The sequence below is a fragment of the Roseivirga pacifica genome, from assembly GCF_900111145.1.
Taxonomy (GTDB): Bacteria; Bacteroidota; Bacteroidia; order Cytophagales; family Cyclobacteriaceae; genus Roseivirga; species Roseivirga pacifica.
In genome coordinates, this window is sequence record NZ_FOIR01000001.1 from 626,177 (window position 1) to 650,976 (window position 24,800).

The window sequence follows — 24,800 nt, forward strand, 5'->3', positions numbered from 1 at the left end:
ACACTACCTTTGCGCCAGAAGTTTCTCTACTATACCTTTAAGCGTATGATCGAACCGGCCAAAGATGCACGAAGACAGGAAAAACTAGCGGCATTCGACCGCTTACTCACCATAATGGACGAGCTGCGACTTAACTGCCCGTGGGATAAAAAACAAACACTGGAGAGTATACGCCACCTCACAATTGAAGAAACCTACGAGCTTTCCGATGCTATTCTGAACGAAGACTTGGAAGAGGTAAAGAAAGAAATTGGCGACCTGCTACTACACATGGTTTTCTATTCGAAAATAGCCGATGAGCAAGGCAAATTTGATGTTGCCGATGCGCTAAATGCCATTTGCGATAAGTTAGTGCACCGTCATCCGCACATTTATGGCGATGTGGAGGCCAATGATGAGGAAGCTGTAAAGGCCAATTGGGAGAAAATCAAGCTGAAAGAAAAAGGGAATAAGTCGGTTTTAGGCGGTGTACCCAAATCGCTACCGGCTATGGTAAAAGCAGTGCGTGTTCAGGACAAAGCCCGAGGAGTAGGCTTCGATTGGGAAGAGAAAGAACAAGTATGGGAAAAGGTTGAGGAGGAAATGCAAGAATTCAAGAATGAATTCAACATTGAAAACGGGCAACAGGTTGATAAAAAGAAAGCCATGGGTGAATTTGGCGACCTGCTCTTCTCATTGGTAAACTACGCTCGATTTATCGATATTGACCCTGAAGAAGCCCTAGAACGCACTAACCTTAAGTTCATTAAGCGCTTTCAATATTTAGAAAAGGCAGCCAAAGCTGCGGGAAAAGACATAGGAGAAATGAGTCTAGCTGAAATGGATGTTTACTGGGAAGAAGCCAAAAAACTGAAATGAGTTTTAAACACCTACTCTCGAAATTTCTTGTTTGGAGAATAAGACACCTAAGCACCAAAAGCTTTGTGATTATTTTGGGTGGCATAACCGGTATAGTTGGCGGCTTGGCAGCAGTTACGCTTAAGAGCACCGTACACTTTTTGCAAGCCACTTTTGAGGGACTGAACTTACCCTGGCTCTATATTGTACTTCCGCTTATCGGTATTTTCATCACCGCTTTTTTAGCCAAAAACATTCTTAAGGAGCAGCTAGGCCATGGTGTTACCACCATACTTTATATTATCTCCAAAAAATCGAGTAAAATCAGCCAGAACAAAATGTTCAGCCGTATGATTACCTCTGGCATTACCGTTGGCTTTGGTGGTTCTGTGGGGCTAGAGGCGCCTATTGTGGTTACAGGCTCGGCCATTGGCTCGAACATTGGTAAGCTAATGCACCTAAATTACAAGCAACGCACACTGTTGATTGGTTGTGGTGCGGCAGCGGCTATTTCCGGAATCTTTAACTCGCCCGTTGCGGGGGTTATTTTTAGCGTAGAGGTAATTCTCACAGATGTTACAGTGGGCATTTTCATTCCGCTGCTTATCGCTTCGGTACTTGGCTCTATGGTTTCTATGCTGCTTTTGGGTGAAGATGTACTCTTCTCTTTTAACCTTACAGACCCCTTTTTAGCTTCTGACTTTCCGTTTTACATAGCACTTGGTATTCTGTGCGGATTGGCTTCGGTTTACTTTACAAGGTTCACGCTTTTTGCCGAAAAGTTTATTGGCGGAGTTAAGTCGGTGTATGTTCGCGCAATTGTTGGTGGCTTGGGCCTAGGCCTCATCATCCTCTTCTTCAACCCAATTTATGGTGAAGGCTACGAGTTTATAAAGCTTATTTTGAATGGCCGTGCCCATGAAATATTGCTGGAGAACCGCTGGCTTAATGAGTTTAATGACCAATGGGTGGTGCTTGTTTTTGCATTGTTGGTATTGCTTATAAAACCATTTGCCACTGGGCTAACCATTGGCGCTGGTGGTAATGGTGGTATTTTTGCGCCTTCATTGTTTGTTGGTGGACTTACGGGCTTTGTTTTCGCCACGTTTACCAACTTGCTCAACTTGGGCAAGGGGCTTTCTATTAGCAACTTTGCTTTGGTGGGCATGTGTGGAGTAATGAGCGGAGTAATGCACGCCCCACTTACGGCCATATTCTTAATTGCGGAGATCACCTCGGGCTATACGTTGTTTTTACCGCTAATGCTCGTTTCGGCCATTGCATTTAGTACCAGTAGCTATTTTGAGAAGTACTCTTTTTACGCTAGTAAACTCATTAAATCGGGCGACCTAATTCCTTACGACAAGGATAAGCAAGTGCTCAGCATGATGCAGATTACACGCCTGATTGAAAAAGACCTTTTGACCATTCACCCAGAGCAAAAACTAGAAGACTTGGTAGCCATAGTAAAGAAGTCGAGCCGAAACATTTTCCCCGTAGTGAATGAGGAAAACCACCTAAAAGGCATTATCACGCTTGACGATATTAGGGAGATGATGTTTGATGCTGAATCTCAGAAAAATGTAATTGTGGCCAGGCTAATGCATAAGCCACCAGACATTGTTAATTCTCAGGATAAAATGCTAGAAGTGATGAGTAAGTTCGAAAAGACGGGTGCTTGGAATTTACCTGTGGTAGATAATGGCCAATACGTGGGAATTGTTTCCAAGTCTAGGATCTTTAACGCCTACCGCATTCAGCTTAAGCGCCAGAACAAAGAGTAGACAGAAAGAGGGCAATAACTATCACATGCTCAGCACATTAAATTATACACTACATTCCTGAGAAAAGCAAACCCTTCATAAAGTTATCAACAGAAATCGACTTTAAATAATCACACATAATCAACTGAATAACAGGTAGTTACATTGAATCAGTGGAAAACTGTGGATAAAAAAGCGAAAATGTGGAAAAAAACTATCCGCAAAAATTGATTCTTTTTTTTGTCTAATATTCAGGCCATTTTAAAGGCATTTTAGCAGCCATAAACTAAGCGCATAGGCTTAATTTTAGAATGCACAAATTGCATTGTTCCTACTTCCCAATTTGAAACTTCCCACAGCGGGATTTTGCAAAAGCTTAAAGGAGCCTCATTAAGCGTATATTACCCGCTTATCTCTCAAAAGTTAGTAATATTATCGGCAGTTTAAGTTCTGTGTATTACACTTAAGTGTATCGCTGTAAGTCAACTTAAAATAGTACAATTGCTATGTTTGAACATCCTGCGCCTTCAATAGAAATCATTATCTTCATACCCAATTTCAACCAATTCATTTATGATAGAAAATACACACATGATTGGTTTAGGTAGGTGGCTTAAAACTACCGCCCTCTGCTTAGCGCTTACCTTAAGTTTTCAATCCTTTGCGCAAAACGAGCAGTCGTACAGCATTGGCGACAAAGTGGAGCCTTTTAGCTTGCCCAATGCTTATGGCCAAATGATCAATGCGTTCGACAATGACAGCAAAGGCTACATCATCGTATTTACCAATCAGCAGTGCTCATATGTGAACTTATACGAATCGAGAATCCAAGCACTCGATACTAAATACCGTGAGATGGGCTACCCGCTAATAGCCATCGAAGCGGAAATAGAATCGTTTGAGCTTTCTACCAGCGCATTGCCAGACTACATTAAAAAGAATGCAATTACTTACGACTACCTGATAGACATGGACAATTCCATTTCCAAGTCGTTCCAAGTGCAGAGCAGTCCGCAGGCACTTATTTTGGTAAGAACCACAGATGGTTTAAGACTCATTTACTCTGGCAGCATTGATAATAACAGCCGCAGACCAGCCTCTGTTACCCGTAAGTATATTGAAGAAGCAATGGATGATATTCTTGCTAACAGAACATTGCGACAGCCGCAAACCAAAAGCATTGGCTGCCACATTACCTATTAAGCCTCTGCTCCTTGTAGCATTTCCAGCAAATCGTCAAGGTATTCTCGAGTATTGGAAAGCCTCGGCACTTTGTTTTGACCACCAAGCTTGCCTCGCTTTTTCATCCATCGGTAGAAACAGCCAGGCTCGGCCTTATGCACTATTGGCAAACTGAGCGCCAATCCTTTGTGCCTTTTAGCATCGTAATCGGAGTTGATCTTACGCAACGATGCATCCAAAGCCTTAGTAAACTCTTCTAAATCGTTAGGCTCATCTGTAAACTCAATCACCCATTCGTGGGCACCCTTTTCGTTCTCACCAAAATACTTTGGTGCAGCCGTAAAGTTGATAACCTCAGCACCGGTTTGCTCAGCAGCTATTGAAACTGCGCGTTCGGCATTTTCCACCACCACTTCTTCACCAAAGGCATTTATAAAGTGTTTGGTACGGCCAGAAATTTTTATGCGATAAGGACTTACTGAGGTAAACTGAACCGTATCGCCAATTTTATATCGCCAAAGACCCGCATTGGTCGAAATAAGGATGGCATATTGCTCACCAACTTTCACATCGCCAAGCCCGATTACTTTCGGATCGTCCTTATGTATTTCCTCGTAAGGAATAAACTCGTAGTAAACGCCATAATCCAGCATCAGCAGCATTTCGTCTGAGTTCTTTTGGTCTTGAATACCGAAAAATCCTTCCGATGCATTATATGTCTCTAGATAACTGATGCCTTCTGGCCCAGTAAGTTTTTTGAAAATACCTTTATAAGGGCCAAAAGCAACCGCTCCGTGAAAGAACACCTCTAAGTTTGGCCACACTTCTTTAATGTGTTTAGCACCGGTTATCTCTAAAATGCGCTGTAGTAAAACGATTGTCCAAGTAGGCACACCAGAAATACTCGTTACATTTTCTTCTATGGTGTGGTTGGCCATTTTCTCAATCTTCTCCTCCCACTCATCCATTAAGGCTATGTCTAAGCTTGGGGTACGCACAAAACGCGTCCAATACGGTAAATTAGACATGATAACCGCTGACACATCTCCATAAAACGATTCGCTTTCGCTATCGAACTGATTGACTTGCTGGCTACCGCCAATAGTTAGCCCCTTTCCATCAAACATTTCCGTTTCAGGAAAATTGTTGCAGTAAATGGAGAGCATGTCTTTTCCACCTTTAAAGTGGCAGTCTTCTAACGCCTCGTAAGAAACAGGGATAAATTTGCTGCGGGCATTGGTAGTACCCGATGACTTGGCAAACCACTTAATATCCGAAGGCCAAAGCAGGTTTTGCTCTCCCTTCATATTACGTTCTATGTAAGGGTGAATATCTTCGTAGGCAAAAACAGGCACTTGCTTTCTAAACTGTTCTTGGTTAGAAACCTCAGCGAATCCATGTGTTTTGCCAAATTCAGTGTTTTTTGCTTCGGAAATAAGTTTCGTAAATAACTCGTCTTGTACTTCCAATGGGTATTTCATAAAAAGCTCGATGTCGTGCATCCGCTTTTTCATTACCCAAGTGATGATGGAATTAATGATTGCCAATCAGATCTTTCGTTTTAGTTCAAAGTGTTTTCCTAGGTATACTTTTCTCACCTGCTCATCGGCTGCCAATTCTTCGGCAGTACCTGCTTTTAGCAACTTGCCCTCAAACATTAAATAAGCACGGTCAGTAATCGACAACGTTTCTTGAACGTTATGGTCGGTTATTAATATACCAATATTGCGGTCTTTTAGTTTAGCAACTATGGTCTGAATTTCTTCAACAGCAATTGGATCTACACCAGCGAAAGGCTCATCGAGCAACACAAACTTAGGGTCAACTGACAGAGCGCGAGCTATTTCCGTTCTTCTTCTTTCTCCACCCGAAAGCACACGACCTAAATTTTTTCTTACATGAGTTAAGCTAAATTCTTCGAGCAAAGATTCCATTTTCTCTTTTTGCTCTTGTTTGGAAAGGTCCGTCATTTCCAGAACAGCCATAATGTTTTGCTCAACAGTTAGCTTTCTGAAAACCGAAGGCTCCTGCGCCAAATAGCCAATACCCATTTGGGCACGCTTAAACATTGGCTGTGGCGTAATGTCCTTTCCATCTAAAAATATATGACCTTCATTTGGCTTAATCAGGCCCACAATCATGTAGAAAGAAGTGGTTTTACCAGCACCATTCGGCCCTAGCAAACCAACAATTTCGCCTTGTTTCACCTCTACTGAGATGTCGTTAACAACCTTTCTTTTCTTATAAATCTTAATGAGGTGCTCTGCGCTCAGCTTCATAGGGCGTAAAAATAATGGAATCAGTCGAACTTAATATCTTTCACAAAAAGCTGCAGCGATTTGATGCCACGGAAATCATTTTCTTCAATGGTAAATGCGAGGTGAAAACGCATACCACTATCAATCAGATCAACATATTCACCAAAGCCAAAACCAATGGCCTCAATGGCGGCATCGGTACCTTCTTGGTTCACCGTGAACTTTAGGTGTTCTCCCTTTAGCACCTTGGCATTAGTTGCATGTACATTCTCAGCCACAAATACTGGCTGCATGTTTTTAGGACCAAACGGCCCCATTTTATTGATGATATTGAAAAAACGTTCGTTGATTTCGTCCAGGTAAATCACCGTATCAATAGTAATTACAGGCTTAAGCTGCTCTTGGGTAATTCTGCTCGAAACCACCTCCTCGAACTTCTTCTTAAAGGCATCTACATTTTCCGATGGCATGGTAACACCTGCAGCATACATATGGCCACCATACTGCTCCAATAGCTCAGAACATTCCGTAATGGCCGAATACACATCAAAACCGTGAACCGAACGAGCCGAACCGGTAACCATATCGTTCGATTCGGTAAGGATTACGGTTGGCTTATAGTACTTTTCGATACAGCGAGAAGCCACAATACCGATTACGCCTTTGTGCCAGTCGTTTTTGAAAAGCACGGTAGATTTGGCATTCAACATGGTTTCGCTAGATGAAATCATGTCCAAGGCCTCCTCGGTAATGGTACTATCAAAGTTTCTTCGCTCGTCATTCTTATCGTTAATGGCATCGGCTAATGCCTCGGCCTCATCTATTGTTTTGGCCAATAGCAGGTCCACGGCAGCTCCGGCATGGTCCATTCTGCCTGCAGCATTTATACGCGGACCAATCCCAAATACAATACCAGAAATGGTGAGCTCCTTCCTACTTTTGCAAAGATTAACAAGTGCCTGAAGCCCCGGCCTTGGCGCAGCATTGAGTTTGCGCAGACCAAAGTAAGCCAGCACGCGATTTTCACCGGTAATAGGCACAATATCGGAGGCAATACTTACCGCCAATAAATCCAGGTATTGCAAGAGCCTGTTTTCCTCAATTTCTTCCAATTGGCAATAGGCTTGCAACAACTTAAAGCCTACACCGCAACCCGAAAGCTCTTTATAGGGGTAATCGCAATCTGTTCTTTTGGGGTCGAGCACTGCCGTAGCAGCGGGCAGTTCATCGCCCGGCATATGGTGATCACAAATGATTACATCTATACCTAAAGCATTTGCCTGATTAACACGGTCAACAGCTTTAATCCCGCAATCGAGCGTTACTATTAGCGAAAAGCCGTTTTCAGCAGCATATTCAATTCCTTGCTCAGAAACACCGTAACCTTCCTGATATCTATCGGGAATGTAAAAGGCTAGCTTGTCGTAAAATTCTGATAAAAAGCCGAAGAAAGTAGCCACGGCCGTAGTACCATCTACATCGTAATCTCCATAAACTAAAATAGATTCGCCCTGATGAATTGCTGTGGACAAGCGCTTGGCGGCTATATCCATATCTTTCATTAGAAATGGATCGTGCAGTTGCTCGAGCGATGGCTTAAAGAAGGACTTTGCACCATCTAAATCGCCAATTCCACGCTGATTTAAAACTCTTGCTAAGCTCTCCGAAACGTTTAACTCTTGTTGCAAAGTGCTTACTACATCACCATCAAATTCCTCTTCAAAAATCCAGCGCTTTTGCATAACTCCAAGTTAACAAATAAATATTTTCACACGCATAAAAAAAGCAGTGCCACGCTTTTGGGCACTGCTCAAAACAAAAAACTGTAAAACTTATTTAGACCCTTCAGGAAGATCTATCACCTCTTTGAGAGGAACGCGTTGGTTGTCTTTGTAAGGAACGATCCAGGCATCTTCAACACCCATCTCCCTTAAATATCTCTTAAGCACGTTGGCATCTTCATAGTTTCTGAAGTTACCAATTACATACTTGCGTAGCTCTTGTGCTTCTTCCTCACTAAACTCCTTAGAGGTTTCAGCATACTTTTCAAGATCCATTTTGCGGAAAGCACCTACCTGAACTTTGAATACCACACCAACACTAAAGTCTTCGCCATTTACCATATTCGGATTATAGGCCGGTTGCTTTAGTTGTGCTTTTAGGTTTTCGAGCTCGCGCTGAGCAGCTTGGTAAGCTGCTTGCATGCGGGTTACTTGCTTTTGCAAATCGCTAATCTGAAGATCCTTAGACGTTACTTGCTCCTCTAAAGAATTGATTTCGCCTTCTTGCGCAGCGAGTGCTGCTTTTTGCGAAGAATTTTCTTCATAAAGCGTTCGGAAGTCTTCTACCGACATCTTCTTCTTGCGCTTTTTCCACTCTTTCTTTTCTTTTCTGGTAAGCGGACGTTGCTCAGAGCTTTGCGCCAATGCAATAGTGGCCACAAATACTCCGACTAAAAGCAAAATATATGGTCTGGTGTTTTTCATCTTTCTAGCTGATAATTACGACAAATTAGGATATTAAATTCAGCTTTTCAAGCTACCAATCATATCTTCAGGGCGTACCCACTCATCGAATTCCTCTGCAGTAAGGTAGCCAAGGTTTACAGCCTCCTCTTTTAAAGTAGTGCCATTTTCATGAGCGGTCTTGGCAATTTTAGCTGCCTTTTCATAGCCAATTTTTGTATTCAAGGCAGTTACAAGCATCAATGAGTTGTTTAAGTGCGACTCAATGCTCTTGTAATTTGGCTCAATTCCGATGGCACAATTCTCTTCGAAAGAAACACATGCATCGCCAATCAATCTAGCCGACTGCAATACATTGTAAGCCATTACAGGTTTGAATACGTTCAACTCGTAATGCCCTTGCGTACCACCAATAGTTACAGCCACATCGTTACCCATTACTTGGGCACAAACCATTGTCATGGCCTCGCACTGCGTAGGGTTAACTTTGCCCGGCATAATAGATGAACCCGGCTCGTTTGAAGGAATAATGATCTCGCCAATTCCAGAACGAGGACCAGAAGCCAACATACGAATGTCGTTAGCGATTTTATTTAGCGAAACAGCCAGTTGCTTCAAGGCTCCGTGTGCCTCCACCAAAGCATCGTGGGCTGCAAGTGCTTCGAATTTATTTTCGGCAGTTACGAAAGGCAAACCGGTAAACTCAGCAATTTTCTCAGCCACCAATTCTGCATAACCTTCTGGGGTGTTGATTCCTGTACCTACTGCAGTACCACCAAGCGCCAACTCCGAAAGGTGATCTAATGTATTTCTCAATGCTTTCAAGCCATGGTCTAGCTGAGAAACGTAGCCAGAAAATTCCTGACCCAAAGTAAGTGGCGTAGCGTCCATCAAGTGCGTTCTACCAATTTTCACCACTTTCATAAAGGCATCAGACTTGGCCTTAAGGGTATTTCTTAATTGCTCAACACCCGGAATGGTAGTTTCCACTATCATTTTATAGGCAGCAATGTGCATGCCCGTTGGGTAAGTATCGTTAGACGATTGCGATTTGTTCACATCGTCATTTGGGTGAATAGCACGATCGCCTTCGCCTAATGTACCACCGTTTATTACATGTGCGCGATTGGCAATTACCTCGTTGGTATTCATGTTCGACTGTGTACCCGAACCTGTTTGCCAAACCACCAATGGAAATTGATCGTCATGCTTTCCTTCTAAGATCTCGTCACAAACGGCCGAGATCAAATCTCTTTTCTCTTCAGTAAGAACACCCAGCTGGCAGTTGGTGTGCGCTGCAGCCTTCTTTAAATAAGCAAAGCCATAAACCACCTCTAGCGGCATGCTGGCTTCTGGCCCAATTTTAAAGTTGTTGCGAGAACGCTCGGTTTGTGCTCCCCAATATTTATCGGCAGGTACTTTAACCTCGCCCATGGTGTCTTTTTCAATTCTGAATTCCATAAGATCTGAATGGTTTTAGATGGGCAACAAATGTAGCCACTGCAAGGCGCTTTTAGAAAGGAAATGTGCGCAATTGTCTGCTTTGTGGAATTGTGGGTATTATCTTGTGGGTTACAAACCCACATCTCGAACATCCTCGATGCAATCGAGGAAGAGGTTTGTTGATGTAGTTGAGAAAAGCAAATAAAGTAGAATGATTACGGCTTACATCTAAACTAGAGATTCAGAGGTAATTATGGGAGTAATAGGAAGAAGAGTAGTTGTTATTATTGGGGGACTTTTTAGATGGGCATTTTATTATCGGAGAAAAAGAAAGCCCTTGAAATTGTACTTTGAAAATGAAGATGGCACCGAGGATCTAAGACAAAGAAAACTTAACTTTACGCTAGGTGCCTTTATAGTTTTGACTTTTGCGACATTGGTTGCCTTCTTTTTCACACCCTCCCTATCATAGTTAAGCATCACTTATCTGCAGGCAAAGAAAAGCTAGTTGAAATAACTTATACTATCGACCAATTGGACTTTTCAATTTGGTTCTTATTAGATAAGAAGAACAATGTAATTGATTGGATTTAAGTAAATTATGATTCTTTTAATTGTGAAATGACACGGGCTTATAGATATATATTTTTCAAACTTTATAAGTATGCGACAATAGTAGAATCTAAACATTCTACAGATGGAGGAATACCGCACTTGATTGCTTTTTGCTCTATTTGTGTACTGATGTTCCTTAATATAATGACAGCCTTTGTTCTATTAAATCAGCTTCTTAAAGTTGATTTGTACTTTACCAGAACTAGTGCAACCGTTATAGCCATGCTTTTTATGTCTTCGAATTATTTTTTATTCTTGTTTAAAGGGAAGTACAAGAATTATGAGCGACTTTTTATTAGTGATAAAAGGAGAGAGAGGGTAAGGACCATTGCATTTTGGGTTTATGTTGTTCTAACCTTTGTTTTATTCTTCACAATCTTGCCATTATTCGCTCCCCCAAGATGAATCTCCATCTGTGCTCACTAGTCCACTAACCTAACTAGTGCTTACACATTTTGAATACTTTCCTCACAGAACAGTTTTACTCCCGCAAAAGAAGTAACCTTAAAGCCACTCCAAGCCCCTCGTTCCAATAACACTCAAAAAACCTCACAACAAAAGTTAGCTAACAAGGCGCAATTCACCGATATATCCATTTGAGGGCAAAACATGGTCGAATGAAAAGTTCGTTTACCGATGGCTGGCGTTCGTTTACCGATTTGCGTCAACATTAAGGGGCATACTTGGCGTACATTTGAATAGTCAAAAACAACAAAACAACTTGGTCAACGATTTACTGTTTGGTCGCAGTAATTCAGCCCAAAGGCAAAGGCTCACAACAGCCACTAAAAACTCAAAAGCAACATTAATTTTTAAAACATGGACTCAAAAATGAACAAACGGATGGTTACAGGGGGCATCTTCCTACTATTGGGAGTGCTCTTAACACTAGACAATCTGGATATTTTACGCTTTAGTTTGCCAGATTACCTATTCGGTTGGTACACCATCCTTATTGTAGTGGGTATTTTCCTTTCTACAGTAAGAGAAAAAGTAGGCTTCGGAATTACACTGATCATTATTGGTGGCATATTCCTACTAGATGAAATGGCCTATGAATACTATTGGGACTTCGATTTCAGAGATATTTTCAGATTATGGCCGCTAGTATTTGTAGCCATTGGCGTATCGCTGATAACGCGTAGAAATAAAAAAGACGACTACGAAAAAAAAAGTTTTGAAAACGAGGTAGACTTTGTAGACGAGCTCGCTGTTTTTAGCGGGGCGGAAAGAGTAGTAACCTCAAAGACTTTTAAAGGCGGAAAACTCACTTCGATTTTCGGAGGTACGGAGCTAAACCTTATCAACGCAGACCTAGACCACGGCACGAATGTTTTGGATGTATTTGTTCTCTTTGGAGGCTGCGATATTAGGGTTCCGGCAGATATGAACGTGAAAGTAAAAGTGACAGCCATTTTTGGCGGCTTCTCCGATGAACGTAAGATCATCAACGAAAACGAAGCCAATACCGGAAAAGAACTGGTAATTAAAGGACTGGTACTCTTTGGTGGTGGCGAAGTGAAATAGCCAAATCAACAACCAAGAGGCTGTTTCAAAAGCTAAACGTCATTCCCGACACCGATCGGGAATCTCTTCAAGTTGAACTAAAGCTAGAATGAGATTCCCAGTCAAGCTGAGAATGACGAAAACAATCGGCTTTTGAAGACAGCCTCTTTTTTCGTAAAAGCTTCTTACTTTTTACTAATTTCCGCCTAGCGCGGATTTTTTATGAACCATCCCTTTATCCGAAATAACAACATTATTGTATATGCAGTCCTCTGGCTGCTTACAGGAGGTGTTTTCACCTTTGCTCTGTATTTCTTCTATGGATTTACGTGGAAACAATCGGCCATAGACAGCGCCATTTTTAATGGTTTATTTATGGGCGTAGGGCTGGCCTACTGGTTCAATGTGCGGTATAGTTCGTACCAAAAATCGCAATTGGTAAACCTGCTTATTAGCCACATTGCTGCGGCTGCCATTTCTGTTGCTCTGGTAGTTTTTCTAAGCCAAACAATTCTAAAAAGTCTTTCTGTAAATGATGAGTACACGCTGTTTTTGGCCGACTCGCTACCATGGCGCGTGGCGCTGGGTGTGCTTTACTATGCGGTAATTACTTTGGTCTATTACCTCATTCTTTACTACGATGACCTGACGGAGAAAAGTACTCGCCAATCGCAGTTGGAGTCTATGCTGAAAAGCTCGGAGCTGGAAATGCTCAAGTCGCAGATCAATCCACACTTTATTTTCAATAGCCTCAACTCTATTTCATCGCTCACCATTATTTCGCCCGAAAAAGCACGCGAAATGATCGTGAAGCTTTCAGACTTTTTGCGCTATTCACTTGGCAAAGAGAATGACCAAATGAATACACTAGAAGATGAGGTGAACAACATTCTACTTTACCTGGAAATTGAAAAGGTGCGCTTTGGCGACAGACTCAGTGTTGAAACCGACATGGACAATGCCTGCAAGAAAATGGTGCTGCCCAACCTTATTCTTCAACCACTTTTTGAAAATGCCATTAAACACGGTATTTACGAAAGCCTGGAAAAAATCAACATCCAGCTAAGGGCAAGCTGCGAAGGAAACATTCTGAAAGTATCGGTAAGTAATGAGTACGACCCCAATGCTGTAACCAAAAAAGGGAAGGGAATTGGGCTGCAGAACATCCGCGACCGAATTCGCCTGATCTATGGCGTTTCGCAAGCAGTTTTTATTCACAAAACAGATCATATTTTTACAGTACGCCTTGAAATACCACAGCTAGCATGAGCACGATTAAAGCCATAATTATTGACGATGAGAATTTAGCCAGAGAGCTGATAAAAGCCTATTTGGCCAAGCATACCGAAATAGAAGTGGTGACAGAGTGCCCCGATGGCTTTCAAGGATTAAAGGCCGTGCAGGAACACCAGCCCGACTTGATTTTTCTAGATGTGCAAATGCCAAAGATCACTGGGTTTGAAATGTTGGAGCTGCTAGACGAACCACCAGCGGTAATTTTCAGCACTGCCTTCGACCAGTACGCCATTAAGGCTTTCGAGCTAAATGCTACCGATTACTTACTAAAGCCCTATTCAGAAAGCCGTTTTGATGAAGCTGTGCAAAAAGCCAAGGCAAAGATTGACCAAAGGGAAAATGTAAGCAAAGAGATTAAATCGCTCACCGAAACCCGCAGAGATCAGCAAGAACAACTGGACCGCATTGTAGTAAAAACAGGCAACAAAATCCAAATCTTGCCCATTGAGCAAATCCATCACTTTGAAGCGCAAGACGATTACGTAGCCATTCACTCCGAGGCCGGCAAATTCTTAAAGTTGATGCGCATGAAGCACTTAGAGGACGGCCTTCCCGATGGCGAATTTGTGCGCATTCACCGCTCGCATATGGTGAATGTAAAGATGATTGAGAAGCTGGAACTCTACGAAAAAGACTCTTATCTGCTCACCCTGAAAAGTGGTGCTCAACTACCCGTAAGCCGCAGTGGCCATGGCAAGTTGAAAGAGGTTTTGAAGTATTAGGGTTAGTGAAGTAAAAACTCATAATAGTTTTCGGAGTTTATTACAGCCCTATTTGCTGCAGGATAGTTCTTTGAAAAAGTAGTTGGAATCTTGGCTTTAGACTTAGGACTCCATTTAAATTCATAAACATTCATTTCCGAACCAGTTTCTTCAATAAAGTCCACTTCTTGCTGTTGTGTCGTTCTCCAAAAGTAGTTTTGACTTGGGATTTGAAGTTGATATTGCCTTTTTACTCTTTCGCTAATTAAGTAATTCTCCCAAAGTGCACCAATGTCTGTTCTTTTCTGGACAGGAGCTAGGTTAGCTGTTACAGTATTCAAAACCCCATTATCATAGAAGTAGATTTTTCTACCTTTTTTAATTTCGTTTCTAACGTTTCTACTCAATGCAGGCAAAGTGAAAATAACAAAAGACATTTCGAGTAGAGATATATATTTTTCTACTGTTTTGTTGTCTGCTCTGACAAGTTGTGCGAGTTCATTTATGTTTACTTCACTTCCAACTTGTAAAGCAAGTGCCTTTACTATTTTCTGTAACAATTGGGGTTTGTTTACCCTGTCTAATGTGAAGATATCTTTATAAAGGTAGCTATCCGTTAGAAGCTTAAGGTGCTCTTCGGCTTTTGCTGGTTTCATTACAATTTCAGGATATGAACCAAAAACCAGCCTTTCATTTAGCTTTCTTTTCTCTGTGATCAGGTCACTATCGCTAACCAATTCCTGAAATGAAAAAGGGAGTAGTAGCATTTCGTATTTTCTTCCAGTTAGTGGCTCGTTAATATGGTTTGCCAATTCAAAGGAAGAAGAACCCGTGGCTATAACCTGAACAATCTTTATTCTATCGACTATTATCTTTATTAGGATACCGATATTATCAATTCTCTGAGCTTCATCAATAAAAAGTAATGTATTATCACCAATGATTGACTGCAATAAAGTGACATTCGGATTTGACAGTAGTTCTCGGGTATCAGAGTCATCCCCGTTTAGTGACAGTACTTTCTGACCTTTAATATTTTGAAGTAATAGCTCAACAAAAGTAGTCTTGCCTACTTGTCTAGGACCGTAAATAATCAGTGCTTTTCCATTGAAAAGCCTATCCTTAGCGTAAGAAAGCTGGAAGCGATTTATCATCATTTTGGATTTGACTCCAAAATAATCATAATATTATTGGATTTCAATCCAAAATAAACATAATAATTTTGGATTATTGGTGCGATTACTTTCATGACATGTATAGAAAATCGCAAATTCTATACATGTCGTCAGTGACGTGTATAGTTTTGATATACTTTCTATACATATTAAATCCATCAACTCATCCACCTAATTCTACGGTTCGGTAAGTCCTTTTTAGAAGCCGCTGGGCTTTGGTGCACCTTAGCATTGTCAAAAACAAAACATTATGCTAAGTCAACGCACCATTATTACAGCCATACTTTTACTTCTGGTTAATCAGTTAATTGCACAAACAACTATAAAGGGAACCGTAACCGATCAAAACGGAACTTCCATTCCTGGAGCCAATGTTTACATCGAAAACACTTTTGATGGCACCAACTCCAAACCAGACGGATCATTCGAATTCAAAACAACAGAAACAGGCGCTCAGCAGCTTATTGCCAGCTTTATTGGCTTTGAGCCTTTCAAAAAGACCATCGATATTAAAGGCGATGTGCTGACCATTGAGATAGTCTTGAAGGAGAGTATCAACAAATTGGATGGCGTAACCATAACGGCCGGAGCTTACGATGCCAGCGATGAACGCGCCACTGTGCTCAAGCCCCTAGACATTGTGACTACCGCTAGTGCAGCAGGCGACATTATGGGGGCACTCAACACATTGCCAGGAACCACAACTGTGGGCGAGTCTGGTCGGTTGTTCGTGCGCGGTGGCGAAGGCTACGAAACCAAAGTTTTTATAGATGGCCTTGAGGTTCGCAATGCTTTTAACAGCACCGTACCTAATGTACCAACGCGCGGTCGTTTTAGCCCGTTTTTGTTCAAAGGCACCAACTTTAGCACGGGTGGTTACTCTGCAGAATACGGTCAAGCGCTGAGCTCGGTGCTTATCCTCAACTCTTTCGATATTGCCGATGAAGACAAAACCGAAATCTCGGTAATGTCGGTGGGGGCCGATATTAGCCATACAGAGCTATTTAATGAGAATAAAACCTCTGTTTCGGGCAAAGTACAATACACCGATTTGAGACCTTATCAGGAAGTAATTTCCCAAAACTTCGATTGGAAAACCGCACCACACAGCGCCATTGGCGAAATAGTTTTCCGCCAAAAATTTAATAAGGACGGACTTTTGAAAGTCTACACCAACTTCGACAATTCGTACATGGCTTTGCGCCAGCCAAATGTGAATAAAGGTGGGGATAAGGACACCGTAGGGCTCGATAACAAATACCGTTACATCAATGCTTCGTACAAAGACATTCTACATAAAAAATGGAGCGTACGTGGTGGCGTTACCTACACTTACAATAGAGACAAGTTCGATTTAAATCAAGACAATTACACCGCCACCGAAGATGGTTTACACATTAAACTCGCATTTAATTGGGATGCCAGCGACAAGGTTTCCGTAAACTTTGGTTCGGAACAATACACCAAAAAATTCAAGCAGGTTTATGCTGGCTCCGAAGCGGAAAGTGGCTCCATGAATTTTCATGATGACCTAAGCGTGGGCTTTATGGAAGTAGACTATTTCGCTTCTAACAAACTGGTTTTCCGTGCTGGCTTGCGCTCTACTTATTCATCTCTGTTGCGCGAGTATTACAATGCGCCACGCTTTGCTGCATCGTACAAAGTGAGTGAATTCGGGCAGTTCTCTTTTGCGCATGGGCAGTTTTACCAGCAGGCACAGAACAACTATTCCGTAGTAAATAACAGCCTAACACCCGAAATGGCTACGCATTGGGTGTTGAATTATCAGCGTATAAAAGCAAATCGCATTTTGAGAATAGAGGCTTTCAAAAAGGACTATGATGATTTGGTTACTTACAATACGCCAAACGATTTTAACCCGAATAATTACGCCAATGCTGGCAGCGGTTATGCACAGGGAATTGACGTGTTTTGGAGAGATGGCGACACATTTAAGGAAACCGATTATTGGGTAAGCTACAGCTATACGGATGCTGAGCGCATGTATTTGAACTACCCGGAAAAAGGTGTGCCGAATTACTTGGCGAAACACAATTTCAGCTTTGTTATAAAGCACTTTGTGCAGCCGCTAAGGACCCAATTTGGTGCTACTTACTCTTATGCCAGCGAACGCATGTTTCACAACCCGAACAAACCAGGTTTTATGAACGACAGCAGTCCGTTCTACTCCGACCTGAGTTTGAATGCAGCTGTGCTCATTAAACAGAACATCATCCTATACATGTCGTCATCCAATGTGTTGGGTAGAAACAATGTATTCGGTTATGAATTTGCCGACCAAGCAAATGGCAATGGTGTTTATGAAAGCCAAGAGATCATTCAGTCGGCTAAACGATTCGTTTTCTTCGGCCTGTTTATCACACTCACCAAAGATGGCACAGAAAACCAACTGGACAACCTATAGTCGGTTATCAAAAATTAGTTGAATAGTAATTGGGAGGCTACCTCAAAAGCTAAACGTCATTCCCGACACCGATCGGGAATCTCCTCAAACTAGACTTAGAGCTTGAATGAGATTCCCAGTCAAGCCTGCCTTCGGCAGGCAGGCTGAGAATGACGAAAATAGTTGGCTTTTGAGACAGCCTCTTTTAGGTTTAGAAAGTTCGAGCAACTACTCTTTATTACGAGTAGTTTCCTAGAGCAAGGCGTTTAACCAAAAAGTATTAATAGAAATATCTTAAGTTCTGCTCTTCAATCTAGCAGAGCTAATTCCCCCTTTTTGGAAAAGGGGGATTAGAACAAAATATTCTACTTCAAAAGCCAATCCTCCCAACCTCCTTCACCAAGGAGGAGTGTTTGTGCAAAAATTCTTGGATAGAATTTCATAGATGTGCCCCTTGCAAGGAAACCACTTTTAGTAAGAGAATAACTTTATATAATCTGTTTAACTGAAAACAAACTAGGCCTATTCCCCTCCTCCAAGTAAAGGTAGACCTGCATGCCGCAGACATGGGGGGTTGGATGCTTTATCAATCAACATCAAACCCCTCCTACAACTCATCTTGCAAATTCTACGGTTCGGTAAGTCTTATTTATATAGGAGCGCGCCAGCCTGCATCTTTGGTTCATAATCATTTAGCAAACAATCAAAACTCAATACAATGAAAAAGTTGATCATCATTCTCGGATTAATCGTAGCCGGTTTTAGTCTAAAAGCACAAAACCAGCAAGCCTACATCAATGCGATGGTAAAAGGATTACAAACCCTTGGCGCTGCGCAATCTATTGAAGACCTACAGTCTGCCGCTGGCCAGTTCGAACGCATTGCAGGCGTAGCCAAAGACGATTGGTACGCTCCCTATTATGCCGCACTTTCCTACACACGCATTGGGCTAATGGCCGATGGCATTTCAACCAAAGACGAATACATTCAGCAGGCAAAACAACATGTAGACAAGGCTTTGGAGCTTCAACCAAAAAACTCAGAGGTTAAAGCACTAGAAGGCTTCGTTTATCTAGCGCAATTAGCTGCCGACCCAAACACACGCGGCCAAATGCTATCGCCAAAGGTTATGCAAACGCTTAACGAAGCATTGGCAATGGATAAAGAAAACCCACGCGCAATGGTACTATTGGCTCAAATGCAATACGGAATGGCAGAGTTCTTCGGGTCACCAGTAGAAAATGCTTGTGCGCTGGCTAAAAAATCAGAGCCGTTGTTCGAAGCCGAAAAGCAAGGTCAGAGTTTCGACCCAACCTGGGGAGTAGATGTGGCCAAAGAAATGGCACAAAAATGTAATAACTAAGCAGCCCAAAGGTCATGGAACTGTTTTCTCAAATACTCATCATATCACACGTGGTAGCCGGTAGCCTCACTCTAATTTCGGGCCTGGCTGCCGCCTTTATAGGTAAAAAGGGAGGGAAGTTGCACAGACAAGTAGGTCAGGTTTTCTATTGGTCAATGACCTGGATCCTTGTTAGCGCATTGCTTATCATCTCCTTTGTTCGCTTCAACTTCTTCCTACTCATAATTGCCGTATTCAGCTACTACATGAATTTTTCTGGTGTGCGCGTACTCAAGTTACGCCACAGCCTAAAACCCATGTGGTACGATTGGGCCGCAGCCATTATCACCACTCTGTTTGGCTTAAGCCTTTTCGGGGTAGGCATTAATATTTTTGCCACGCGTGGTACAGGTCAAATGATCGCCTACCTCTGTCTGTTCTTCGGATTTTTCACTGCCCAAACTGGTGCTTTAAACCTGAGAGGCTTTCTGAGGGTAAATAGTCAAGAAAGAATGTGGTGGTGGTTTGCGCACATGAACTCAATGTGTGGCGCTTTAATCTCCAGCATTACTGCCTTTTTGGTTCAGAACGGAGAAATATTCAACATGCCCAACAATTACAGCTGGTCGTTATGGGTGCTACCGGCCTTTGTAGGCATACCGCTTATGTCTTTTTGGGCGAATAAATACCGCAAGCAATTTAAACTTGGCAAATACGCGGTTTCACAAAACTGATTTTTACTTAGCTTTAGTCAATGAGTTACCTGAAAACCATCAATTGGAAAAAAGAGATTAGGGATACCTTTCTGATCTTCCTATTCGGATCGTTAACCGTATTCTTCTGGTGTAATTGCTGGGCAGACCCATGGTCTGAAAGGTATTCCATGCTGTTTACAGGGCTTATGTGGGTATTGCTTTGGCAAGGTAACGGTCATCTTTCCGATTTCATTTCCTACAAAATTCCCTGGCTCGAAAACCCTCAAAAACGATTCATTTGGGGCATTGTTGGCGTAATTGTTTATTCGCCCGCTGCTGTCTATTTCTTGTACATACTTGTTTGGGTCCTTTCTGGCATTCGCATTTACGATATAGGCGAAATTGCACTCGTTGCCGTAGGCGTAACCTTTGTTATCAGTTTCTTTTTAAACGCTGCACATTTTCTTAACAACTGGAAAAAAGCCGCGCTCGATGCCGAAAAGCTTAAAAAAGAGCAAATGGCTACCAAGTATGAGTCGCTTAAAAATCAGGTGAACCCACACTTTCTTTTTAACAGCCTGAACGCCCTTACCAACCTGGTTTACGAAGACCAAGACCGTGCTGCCGATTTTATCCGCCAGCTTTCCAAGGTTTATCGCTATGTTCTCGACACTCGTTCGCAAGAACTCGTTCCGCTCGAAACGGAGCTAAAGTTTGTAGAGTCGTATTTGGTGCTTCAAAGCGCACGGTTTGACGACAAGCTAAAAGTGAACATAGATATTACCGGGCACGAAAAAGACATGATTCCCCCCATCGCACTACAGATGCTGATGGAAAATGCAGTAAAGCACAATGTGGTTGCTCAAGACGACCCGTTAACGATTGACGTAAGCATCGAAAACGAGTACTTAGTGGTGAAAAACAACCTGCAAAAAAAGAACATTCCAATTGAAGAATCTTCGGGCATGGGTTTAGCAAATATTAAAGCGCGGTACGAGTTTCTAAGTGAAAAAGCAGTTGAGATAATAGATGGCCCGTCAAAATTTATTGTAAAACTTCCTTTACTAAAATTAGCTTTATGAACATCTTAATTGTTGAAGATGAAAACATGGCCGCCAAGCGGCTAACCACCTTGCTCAATCAAACACTGCCTAACGCACAGATTGTCGCTCAGCTCGATTCTGTAAAACGCGCAGTAGAATGGCTCGGCAGTAATAGTGCTGATTTACTGTTCTTTGACATTCAATTGGCTGATGGGTTAAGCTTTGAGATCTTAGAGCAAGTCCAGGTAAAATCACCCATTATTTTCACAACCGCTTTCGATGAATATGCCATCCGTGCTTTTAAGTTGAACAGTGTGGATTACTTATTAAAGCCCATTGACCCAAATGAGCTTGAGGCAGCACTGGACAAGTATCAAAAGTTGTATGCGGACAATCAGGCACCGACCTTAAACCTCGCCATGATTGAACAGGCCATGCAGCAAATGACCAAAAAGTACAAAGAGCGTTTTGTGGTGAAAATTGGTGAGCATATTAAAACCATTGCTACAACCGATGCTGGTTATTTCTTTAGTCAAGAGAAGGCTACTTATTTACAAACACTGGAGAAAAACCGCTACATAATCGACTATACTTTGGAGCAGGTGGAGCAGTTAGTAGATCCAGAAAAGTTCTTTCGCATTAACCGCAAATACTTGGTTTCGCTAGAAGCCATTAAAGACATAGTAACCTATTCGAACAGCCGTTTGCGCCTTATCCTTCAGCATGACGACAGCATGGACGCCATTGTAAGCCGCGAAAAAGTGCAGGATTTTAAGAAATGGCTCGACCGTTAAACTAAACTTGCCGTATATTCAGGCATGCGCAATACTATCGCCTTAATGGCTCTTTTCGTTTCCTTTTCTGCTTTTGCCCAACAACCCCAAGGCACTTGGCTAATGGCCTATGTAAAAGCCAAACAGCCCATTTTTACCATGGTGCAAGAAGATGGCAGCTACGCATTGGCCGATGAAGTGCCACAGGATTCTACCTTCTTATTCTCTCCAGGTTTAATGACTTTCTCATTCGAGAACAACGACATCGTAAGCTATTCTTGGGAAGGAGAAGAAAGCTGGGGAATTAAAACCGTTCGTGATAGCATTTACCTTTATGGCCAGCTCGACACCCTTTTTGGTGTATTCAATGAGCAAAAAATCATTCTGAGCTCAACCTTAGACGACCGACCAACGGAATACCATTTCGATCCGTTTGATGAAAAGAAATACGATGAACCAGCACTATTAGGCTTTGGCTGGGAGGCATCGGTAACAGATCAAGCCTTTGATGGCCAAACCCTGCGCTTCAGCCTTCAACCAAACGATGCCCCATTCACCTACAAGCCAATCGATCTCGGGCCAATGAAAGCTTTTGAATACAGTTTGCCTCCATCTTCGCCCGAAGCGCAAGACCAGGAATACGGCATTGTCTACTTATTTCAAACCAAAAGAAAGGTGGTAGAAGGTGTATTCTATCCATCGCAAGACGATACTCAGCCGCCTTACAGGCGCACTTTAAAGTTAAAACGCTGAGCGAAATCGTGACAAAAGCTTAACAACAGCCGCTACTTCAAACGCATTGTAGCCACTAGCTTTGAATTTCAACTTTTGGCTTCAACCTCATGAAAAGACTTGCGATTTCTTTCTGTCTCCTTCTAATTCTATTTTGTTCTTGTTCCCCTAAAAAGGAAAGTGAAGTGTTGCCTGAGCTGGTTAGAAAACCCTATTTACAAAGCGCTATTGCCGATAGCGTATCCATTTTATGGAGAACCAACATTGGGCAAGAAGCGCGTGTTGATTACAGGGTAAAAGGCAAAAACAACTGGCAAACAGCAAAAGGCTTGACTCGAAAAACCAACACCAACCTGATAGAAAATGAGGTTGTTTTAAAGCAACTCAAGCCAAACACCATTTATGAATACTCGGTTTTTACAGACCACGAAAGCCCACTAAACAAGTCTCCTTATCACTTTACTTCTCCCGTGTCTGCCACCGATTCGGTGTTTTCCTTCTTTGCCGTGGGTGATATTGGCGAGCCGGTAGATGATGGCGGAACACCAGATAAACTGGGCGAAGCACTGGCTCCTTTTGTCGATTCCCTAAGGTTTGGCCTGTTACTTGGCGACATTATTTACCCTGATGGAAAAAGCGAAGTGTATGATGAAAATCTTTTTCAGTACTTCGGTTCGGTGTTCCCGTATGTGCCTGTTTTCACCGTTTTGGGAAATCACGACTGGCATGAGCCGCAACAAAACTACATGAAGGAGTGGAAGCTACCGGGTAACGAGCATTACTATAGCTTCGATTACGGAAACGTTCATTTTACTGCACTAGACACCAAGAATGGCGAAATGCATGATTATGACAAACAAGTAGAATGGCTGAAAGAAGATCTTGCCAATATTCCCGAGTCGGCTGAATGGCGCGTGGTTTTCCTCCACCACAATGGCAGGTCTTGCACCTATAAAGACGATTACGAAGCTGTGGTAAGCCTTTACACGCTATTCGATGAATACGATGTTGACCTAGTTTTGAATGGCCATGCCCACACCTATGAAAGGCTTAGACCAATGAACGCCAACGGCCCAACGATGGAACAAGTGCTGCAAGATTCCATTTATTCTAACCCAACTGGTTTCGTGAGCATAACCGTGGGTAGCGGAGGTAAATTGCGCGGCATTGGCTCCGACCCAACTCCATGGGAGCCAAGTCCTGAAAACTGCGACTACCCAAATCTTGTAGCGGCCTACACGCACGATTGGGCCTTTCTAAAGCTCGATGTAAATGGCAAAGTACTCACCGGAACGGCCATTACTACAGAGGGTAATCAGGTGGTAGATAGGTTTAGTATTGAGAAGAACTAAGCACGTTTAAACCGAAAATTATTCGGCTCACGGCTGAATCAAAAAGCAAACCCCTCTTCTATATTTGCGCGCTTTTTATGTCGGTAGTGCGCAAAGTGAGGGCGGTGGAAAAGGTTTTTGCTGTACTCGATAGTGAAATCAAGATCTTTCAGAATCGTTCACAAATTCAATGCTTGGCAGGCTGCGGCAAATGCTGCTTAAACCCCGATATTGAGGCCAGTCCCCTAGAGTTTCTTCCATTGGCTTTGGACCTATTCTTAACCAAACGAATAGAAGGCTTTTACATTGAGCTTACACAAAACACGGGACCGTACTGCAGCTTGTTTCGGCCAAAAGCCCTGAGCCTCGACAAGGGAACTTGCGACCAATACAACTACCGCGGCTTAATTTGCCGCCTTTTCGGTTATGCCGCAATGAGGGACAAACTGGGCAACCCAAAGTTTGTTACCTGCAGGACCATTAAACTAAGCCAAGCCGAAAAAGTAGCAGCAGTAGATGCTGCCATAACCAAGGGAGAGAACCCGCCATTTATGAGCGACTACTACTTTAGGCTACGGTCTATCGATCCTGAGTTAGGCACTCAAAGACTCCCTATAAACGATGCAATTAAAAAGGCGCTGGAATATGTATTGGCTCATTATGCGTATAGAAGAAGGCCTCCACTGAAAGGAAGAAAGGTGGCTTAAGCACAAGGGAATAAAAACAAAAAAGCCCCTAAAAAGGGGCTTTAATGTACCAGACCTGCCTGCCGGCAAAGGCAGGGGCGGGACTTGAATCTACCTGTCGGTAGACAGGCCTTCCCACGGTAGGCAGGCCCGCACGAGCAGATGCTCACAAGATTTTAGATTAAAACTCTTTACCAACTCCCGATTTAAAATACTTTTCTCTTTTTCTAGCCTCAGCTCTAGTCGAATGCGTCTCTGAATAAATCAGTTTGAAAGGGGCGTAAGGCTTTGTTGTTCTTTCATACCCTTTGTTGTGTCTATCAATTCTACCGTCTAAATCTGATGTTAAACCAACATAGATATAATTTCTACGAATACTTGAAATAGCATAAACCCAAAACACATGGGAATATAACAAAAAAGCCTCCTCGATTTCTCAAGAAGGCTTTAATGTACCAGAGGCGGGACTTGAACCCGCACGAGCAGATGCTCACAAGATTTTAAGTCTTGCGTTATTCAGTTCCATACAGTTCAAAATAGCTCTATATAGTGC

The 24,800-nt window shown here is 42.5% G+C and carries 21 protein-coding genes and 1 tRNA gene; 14 read left to right on the forward strand and 8 right to left on the reverse strand.

Features of this window, described 5'->3' with window-relative positions; all coding sequences use genetic code 11:
• Positions 1-45: 45 nt before the first annotated feature.
• The 3 genes from mazG (at position 46) to BMW98_RS02900 (ending at position 3,803) form a co-directional block, all read left to right on the forward strand.
• Positions 46-858 carry a nucleoside triphosphate pyrophosphohydrolase gene (gene mazG, locus BMW98_RS02890; protein ID WP_090256879.1) on the forward strand — a complete coding sequence of 271 codons (813 nt, stop codon included), beginning with the start codon at positions 46-48 and terminating at the stop codon, positions 856-858.
• Positions 855-2,621 (forward strand): chloride channel protein, encoded by a 1,767-nt coding sequence (locus tag BMW98_RS02895; RefSeq protein ID WP_090256880.1) that lies wholly within the window; start codon positions 855-857, stop codon positions 2,619-2,621. Before mazG ends, BMW98_RS02895 begins: the two co-directional genes overlap by 4 nt.
• 552 nt (positions 2,622-3,173) lie before the next feature.
• On the forward strand, positions 3,174-3,803 hold the full coding sequence (locus tag BMW98_RS02900; RefSeq protein WP_090256881.1) for a redoxin domain-containing protein: 630 nt from the start codon (positions 3,174-3,176) through the stop codon (positions 3,801-3,803).
• Here the strand turns inward: BMW98_RS02900 and BMW98_RS02905 are convergent.
• From BMW98_RS02905 to fumC, 5 genes are all read right to left on the reverse strand, one after another.
• A complete protein-coding gene (locus tag BMW98_RS02905) occupies positions 3,800-5,329 on the reverse strand; it encodes a GH3 auxin-responsive promoter family protein (RefSeq protein ID WP_090256882.1) in 1,530 nt (509 codons plus the stop codon). The genes BMW98_RS02900 and BMW98_RS02905 overlap by 4 nt on opposite strands.
• Positions 5,330-6,061 (reverse strand): LPS export ABC transporter ATP-binding protein, encoded by a 732-nt coding sequence (gene lptB / locus BMW98_RS02910; protein ID WP_090256883.1) that lies wholly within the window; start codon positions 6,059-6,061, stop codon positions 5,330-5,332.
• Positions 6,062-6,081: 20 nt separating this feature from the next.
• Positions 6,082-7,782 carry a single-stranded-DNA-specific exonuclease RecJ gene (gene recJ, locus BMW98_RS02915; protein ID WP_090256884.1) on the reverse strand — a complete coding sequence of 567 codons (1,701 nt, stop codon included), beginning with the start codon at positions 7,780-7,782 and terminating at the stop codon, positions 6,082-6,084.
• A 90-nt stretch (positions 7,783-7,872) separates the two neighbouring features.
• Entirely contained in the window at positions 7,873-8,526 is a 654-nt protein-coding gene (locus BMW98_RS02920) for a hypothetical protein (protein ID WP_090256885.1), read from the reverse strand.
• A gap of 39 nt (positions 8,527-8,565) precedes the next feature.
• The gene (fumC, locus tag BMW98_RS02925; protein WP_090256886.1) at positions 8,566-9,966 is read right to left on the reverse strand and encodes a class II fumarate hydratase; all 1,401 of its coding nucleotides are present in this window, start codon (positions 9,964-9,966) and stop codon (positions 8,566-8,568) included.
• Positions 9,967-11,394: 1,428 nt separating this feature from the next.
• Here fumC and BMW98_RS02940 point away from each other — a divergent pair.
• The 3 genes from BMW98_RS02940 (at position 11,395) to BMW98_RS02950 (ending at position 14,087) form a co-directional block, all read left to right on the forward strand.
• The gene (locus tag BMW98_RS02940) at positions 11,395-12,090 is read left to right on the forward strand and encodes a LiaF transmembrane domain-containing protein (protein ID WP_162844661.1); all 696 of its coding nucleotides are present in this window, start codon (positions 11,395-11,397) and stop codon (positions 12,088-12,090) included.
• A 201-nt stretch (positions 12,091-12,291) separates the two neighbouring features.
• Positions 12,292-13,338 (forward strand): sensor histidine kinase, encoded by a 1,047-nt coding sequence (locus BMW98_RS02945; protein ID WP_090256890.1) that lies wholly within the window; start codon positions 12,292-12,294, stop codon positions 13,336-13,338.
• Positions 13,335-14,087 (forward strand): LytR/AlgR family response regulator transcription factor, encoded by a 753-nt coding sequence (locus tag BMW98_RS02950; RefSeq protein ID WP_090256891.1) that lies wholly within the window; start codon positions 13,335-13,337, stop codon positions 14,085-14,087. Before BMW98_RS02945 ends, BMW98_RS02950 begins: the two co-directional genes overlap by 4 nt.
• Positions 14,088-14,089: 2 nt before the next feature.
• Here BMW98_RS02950 and BMW98_RS02955 read toward each other — a convergent pair whose 3' ends face one another.
• Complete coding sequence (locus tag BMW98_RS02955; protein ID WP_338060831.1) at positions 14,090-15,223, reverse strand: ATP-binding protein; 1,134 nt, start codon at positions 15,221-15,223, stop codon at positions 14,090-14,092.
• A 268-nt stretch (positions 15,224-15,491) separates the two neighbouring features.
• On the opposite strand from BMW98_RS02955, the gene BMW98_RS02960 reads away from it, so the two are divergent.
• From BMW98_RS02960 to BMW98_RS02995, 8 genes are all read left to right on the forward strand, one after another.
• A complete protein-coding gene (locus BMW98_RS02960) occupies positions 15,492-17,666 on the forward strand; it encodes a TonB-dependent receptor (RefSeq protein WP_090256893.1) in 2,175 nt (724 codons plus the stop codon).
• A gap of 697 nt (positions 17,667-18,363) precedes the next feature.
• Complete coding sequence (locus BMW98_RS02965; RefSeq protein WP_090256894.1) at positions 18,364-19,008, forward strand: hypothetical protein; 645 nt, start codon at positions 18,364-18,366, stop codon at positions 19,006-19,008.
• Positions 19,009-19,022: 14 nt separating this feature from the next.
• Positions 19,023-19,721: a hypothetical protein gene (locus tag BMW98_RS02970; RefSeq protein ID WP_139177370.1), complete on the forward strand. Its 699-nt coding sequence runs from the start codon at positions 19,023-19,025 to the stop codon at positions 19,719-19,721.
• 20 nt (positions 19,722-19,741) lie between these two features.
• Positions 19,742-20,764: a sensor histidine kinase gene (locus BMW98_RS02975; RefSeq protein WP_090256896.1), complete on the forward strand. Its 1,023-nt coding sequence runs from the start codon at positions 19,742-19,744 to the stop codon at positions 20,762-20,764.
• A complete protein-coding gene (locus BMW98_RS02980) occupies positions 20,761-21,519 on the forward strand; it encodes a LytR/AlgR family response regulator transcription factor (protein WP_090256897.1) in 759 nt (252 codons plus the stop codon). The genes BMW98_RS02975 and BMW98_RS02980 overlap by 4 nt, the downstream gene beginning before the upstream one ends.
• Before the next feature lie 24 nt (positions 21,520-21,543).
• Positions 21,544-22,251: a hypothetical protein gene (locus tag BMW98_RS02985; protein ID WP_139177372.1), complete on the forward strand. Its 708-nt coding sequence runs from the start codon at positions 21,544-21,546 to the stop codon at positions 22,249-22,251.
• Between the two features lie 89 nt (positions 22,252-22,340).
• Positions 22,341-23,582 (forward strand): purple acid phosphatase family protein, encoded by a 1,242-nt coding sequence (locus BMW98_RS02990; protein WP_090256899.1) that lies wholly within the window; start codon positions 22,341-22,343, stop codon positions 23,580-23,582.
• 77 nt (positions 23,583-23,659) lie between these two features.
• A complete protein-coding gene (locus BMW98_RS02995) occupies positions 23,660-24,268 on the forward strand; it encodes a YkgJ family cysteine cluster protein (protein ID WP_090256900.1) in 609 nt (202 codons plus the stop codon).
• A gap of 160 nt (positions 24,269-24,428) precedes the next feature.
• Here the strand turns inward: BMW98_RS02995 and BMW98_RS03000 are convergent, their stop codons facing one another.
• Together BMW98_RS03000 and BMW98_RS20365 are read right to left on the reverse strand one after the other, a co-directional pair.
• Positions 24,429-24,650: a GIY-YIG nuclease family protein gene (locus BMW98_RS03000; RefSeq protein ID WP_090256901.1), complete on the reverse strand. Its 222-nt coding sequence runs from the start codon at positions 24,648-24,650 to the stop codon at positions 24,429-24,431.
• A 53-nt stretch (positions 24,651-24,703) separates the two neighbouring features.
• Positions 24,704-24,793 (reverse strand) — tRNA-Leu (locus BMW98_RS20365).
• Positions 24,794-24,800: the final 7 nt, after the last annotated feature.

Coding starts and splice junctions, on each gene's coding strand:
- BMW98_RS02995 (WP_090256900.1), top strand. CDS start 23,660: ATGTCGGTAGTGCGCAAAGTGAGGGCGGTGGAAAAGGTTTTTGCTGTA.
- BMW98_RS02955 (WP_338060831.1), bottom strand. CDS start 15,223: ATGATGATAAATCGCTTCCAGCTTTCTTACGCTAAGGATAGGCTTTTC.
- BMW98_RS02970 (WP_139177370.1), top strand. CDS start 19,023: ATGGAACTGTTTTCTCAAATACTCATCATATCACACGTGGTAGCCGGT.
- mazG (WP_090256879.1), top strand. CDS start 46: ATGATCGAACCGGCCAAAGATGCACGAAGACAGGAAAAACTAGCGGCA.
- BMW98_RS02980 (WP_090256897.1), top strand. CDS start 20,761: ATGAACATCTTAATTGTTGAAGATGAAAACATGGCCGCCAAGCGGCTA.
- BMW98_RS02900 (WP_090256881.1), top strand. CDS start 3,174: ATGATAGAAAATACACACATGATTGGTTTAGGTAGGTGGCTTAAAACT.
- BMW98_RS02975 (WP_090256896.1), top strand. CDS start 19,742: ATGAGTTACCTGAAAACCATCAATTGGAAAAAAGAGATTAGGGATACC.
- recJ (WP_090256884.1), bottom strand. CDS start 7,782: ATGCAAAAGCGCTGGATTTTTGAAGAGGAATTTGATGGTGATGTAGTA.
- BMW98_RS02985 (WP_139177372.1), top strand. CDS start 21,544: ATGCGCAATACTATCGCCTTAATGGCTCTTTTCGTTTCCTTTTCTGCT.
- BMW98_RS02895 (WP_090256880.1), top strand. CDS start 855: ATGAGTTTTAAACACCTACTCTCGAAATTTCTTGTTTGGAGAATAAGA.
- BMW98_RS02965 (WP_090256894.1), top strand. CDS start 18,364: ATGAAAAAGTTGATCATCATTCTCGGATTAATCGTAGCCGGTTTTAGT.
- lptB (WP_090256883.1), bottom strand. CDS start 6,061: ATGAAGCTGAGCGCAGAGCACCTCATTAAGATTTATAAGAAAAGAAAG.
- BMW98_RS02920 (WP_090256885.1), bottom strand. CDS start 8,526: ATGAAAAACACCAGACCATATATTTTGCTTTTAGTCGGAGTATTTGTG.
- BMW98_RS02990 (WP_090256899.1), top strand. CDS start 22,341: ATGAAAAGACTTGCGATTTCTTTCTGTCTCCTTCTAATTCTATTTTGT.
- BMW98_RS02940 (WP_162844661.1), top strand. CDS start 11,395: ATGAACAAACGGATGGTTACAGGGGGCATCTTCCTACTATTGGGAGTG.
- BMW98_RS02950 (WP_090256891.1), top strand. CDS start 13,335: ATGAGCACGATTAAAGCCATAATTATTGACGATGAGAATTTAGCCAGA.
- BMW98_RS02960 (WP_090256893.1), top strand. CDS start 15,492: ATGCTAAGTCAACGCACCATTATTACAGCCATACTTTTACTTCTGGTT.
- fumC (WP_090256886.1), bottom strand. CDS start 9,966: ATGGAATTCAGAATTGAAAAAGACACCATGGGCGAGGTTAAAGTACCT.
- BMW98_RS02945 (WP_090256890.1), top strand. CDS start 12,292: ATGAACCATCCCTTTATCCGAAATAACAACATTATTGTATATGCAGTC.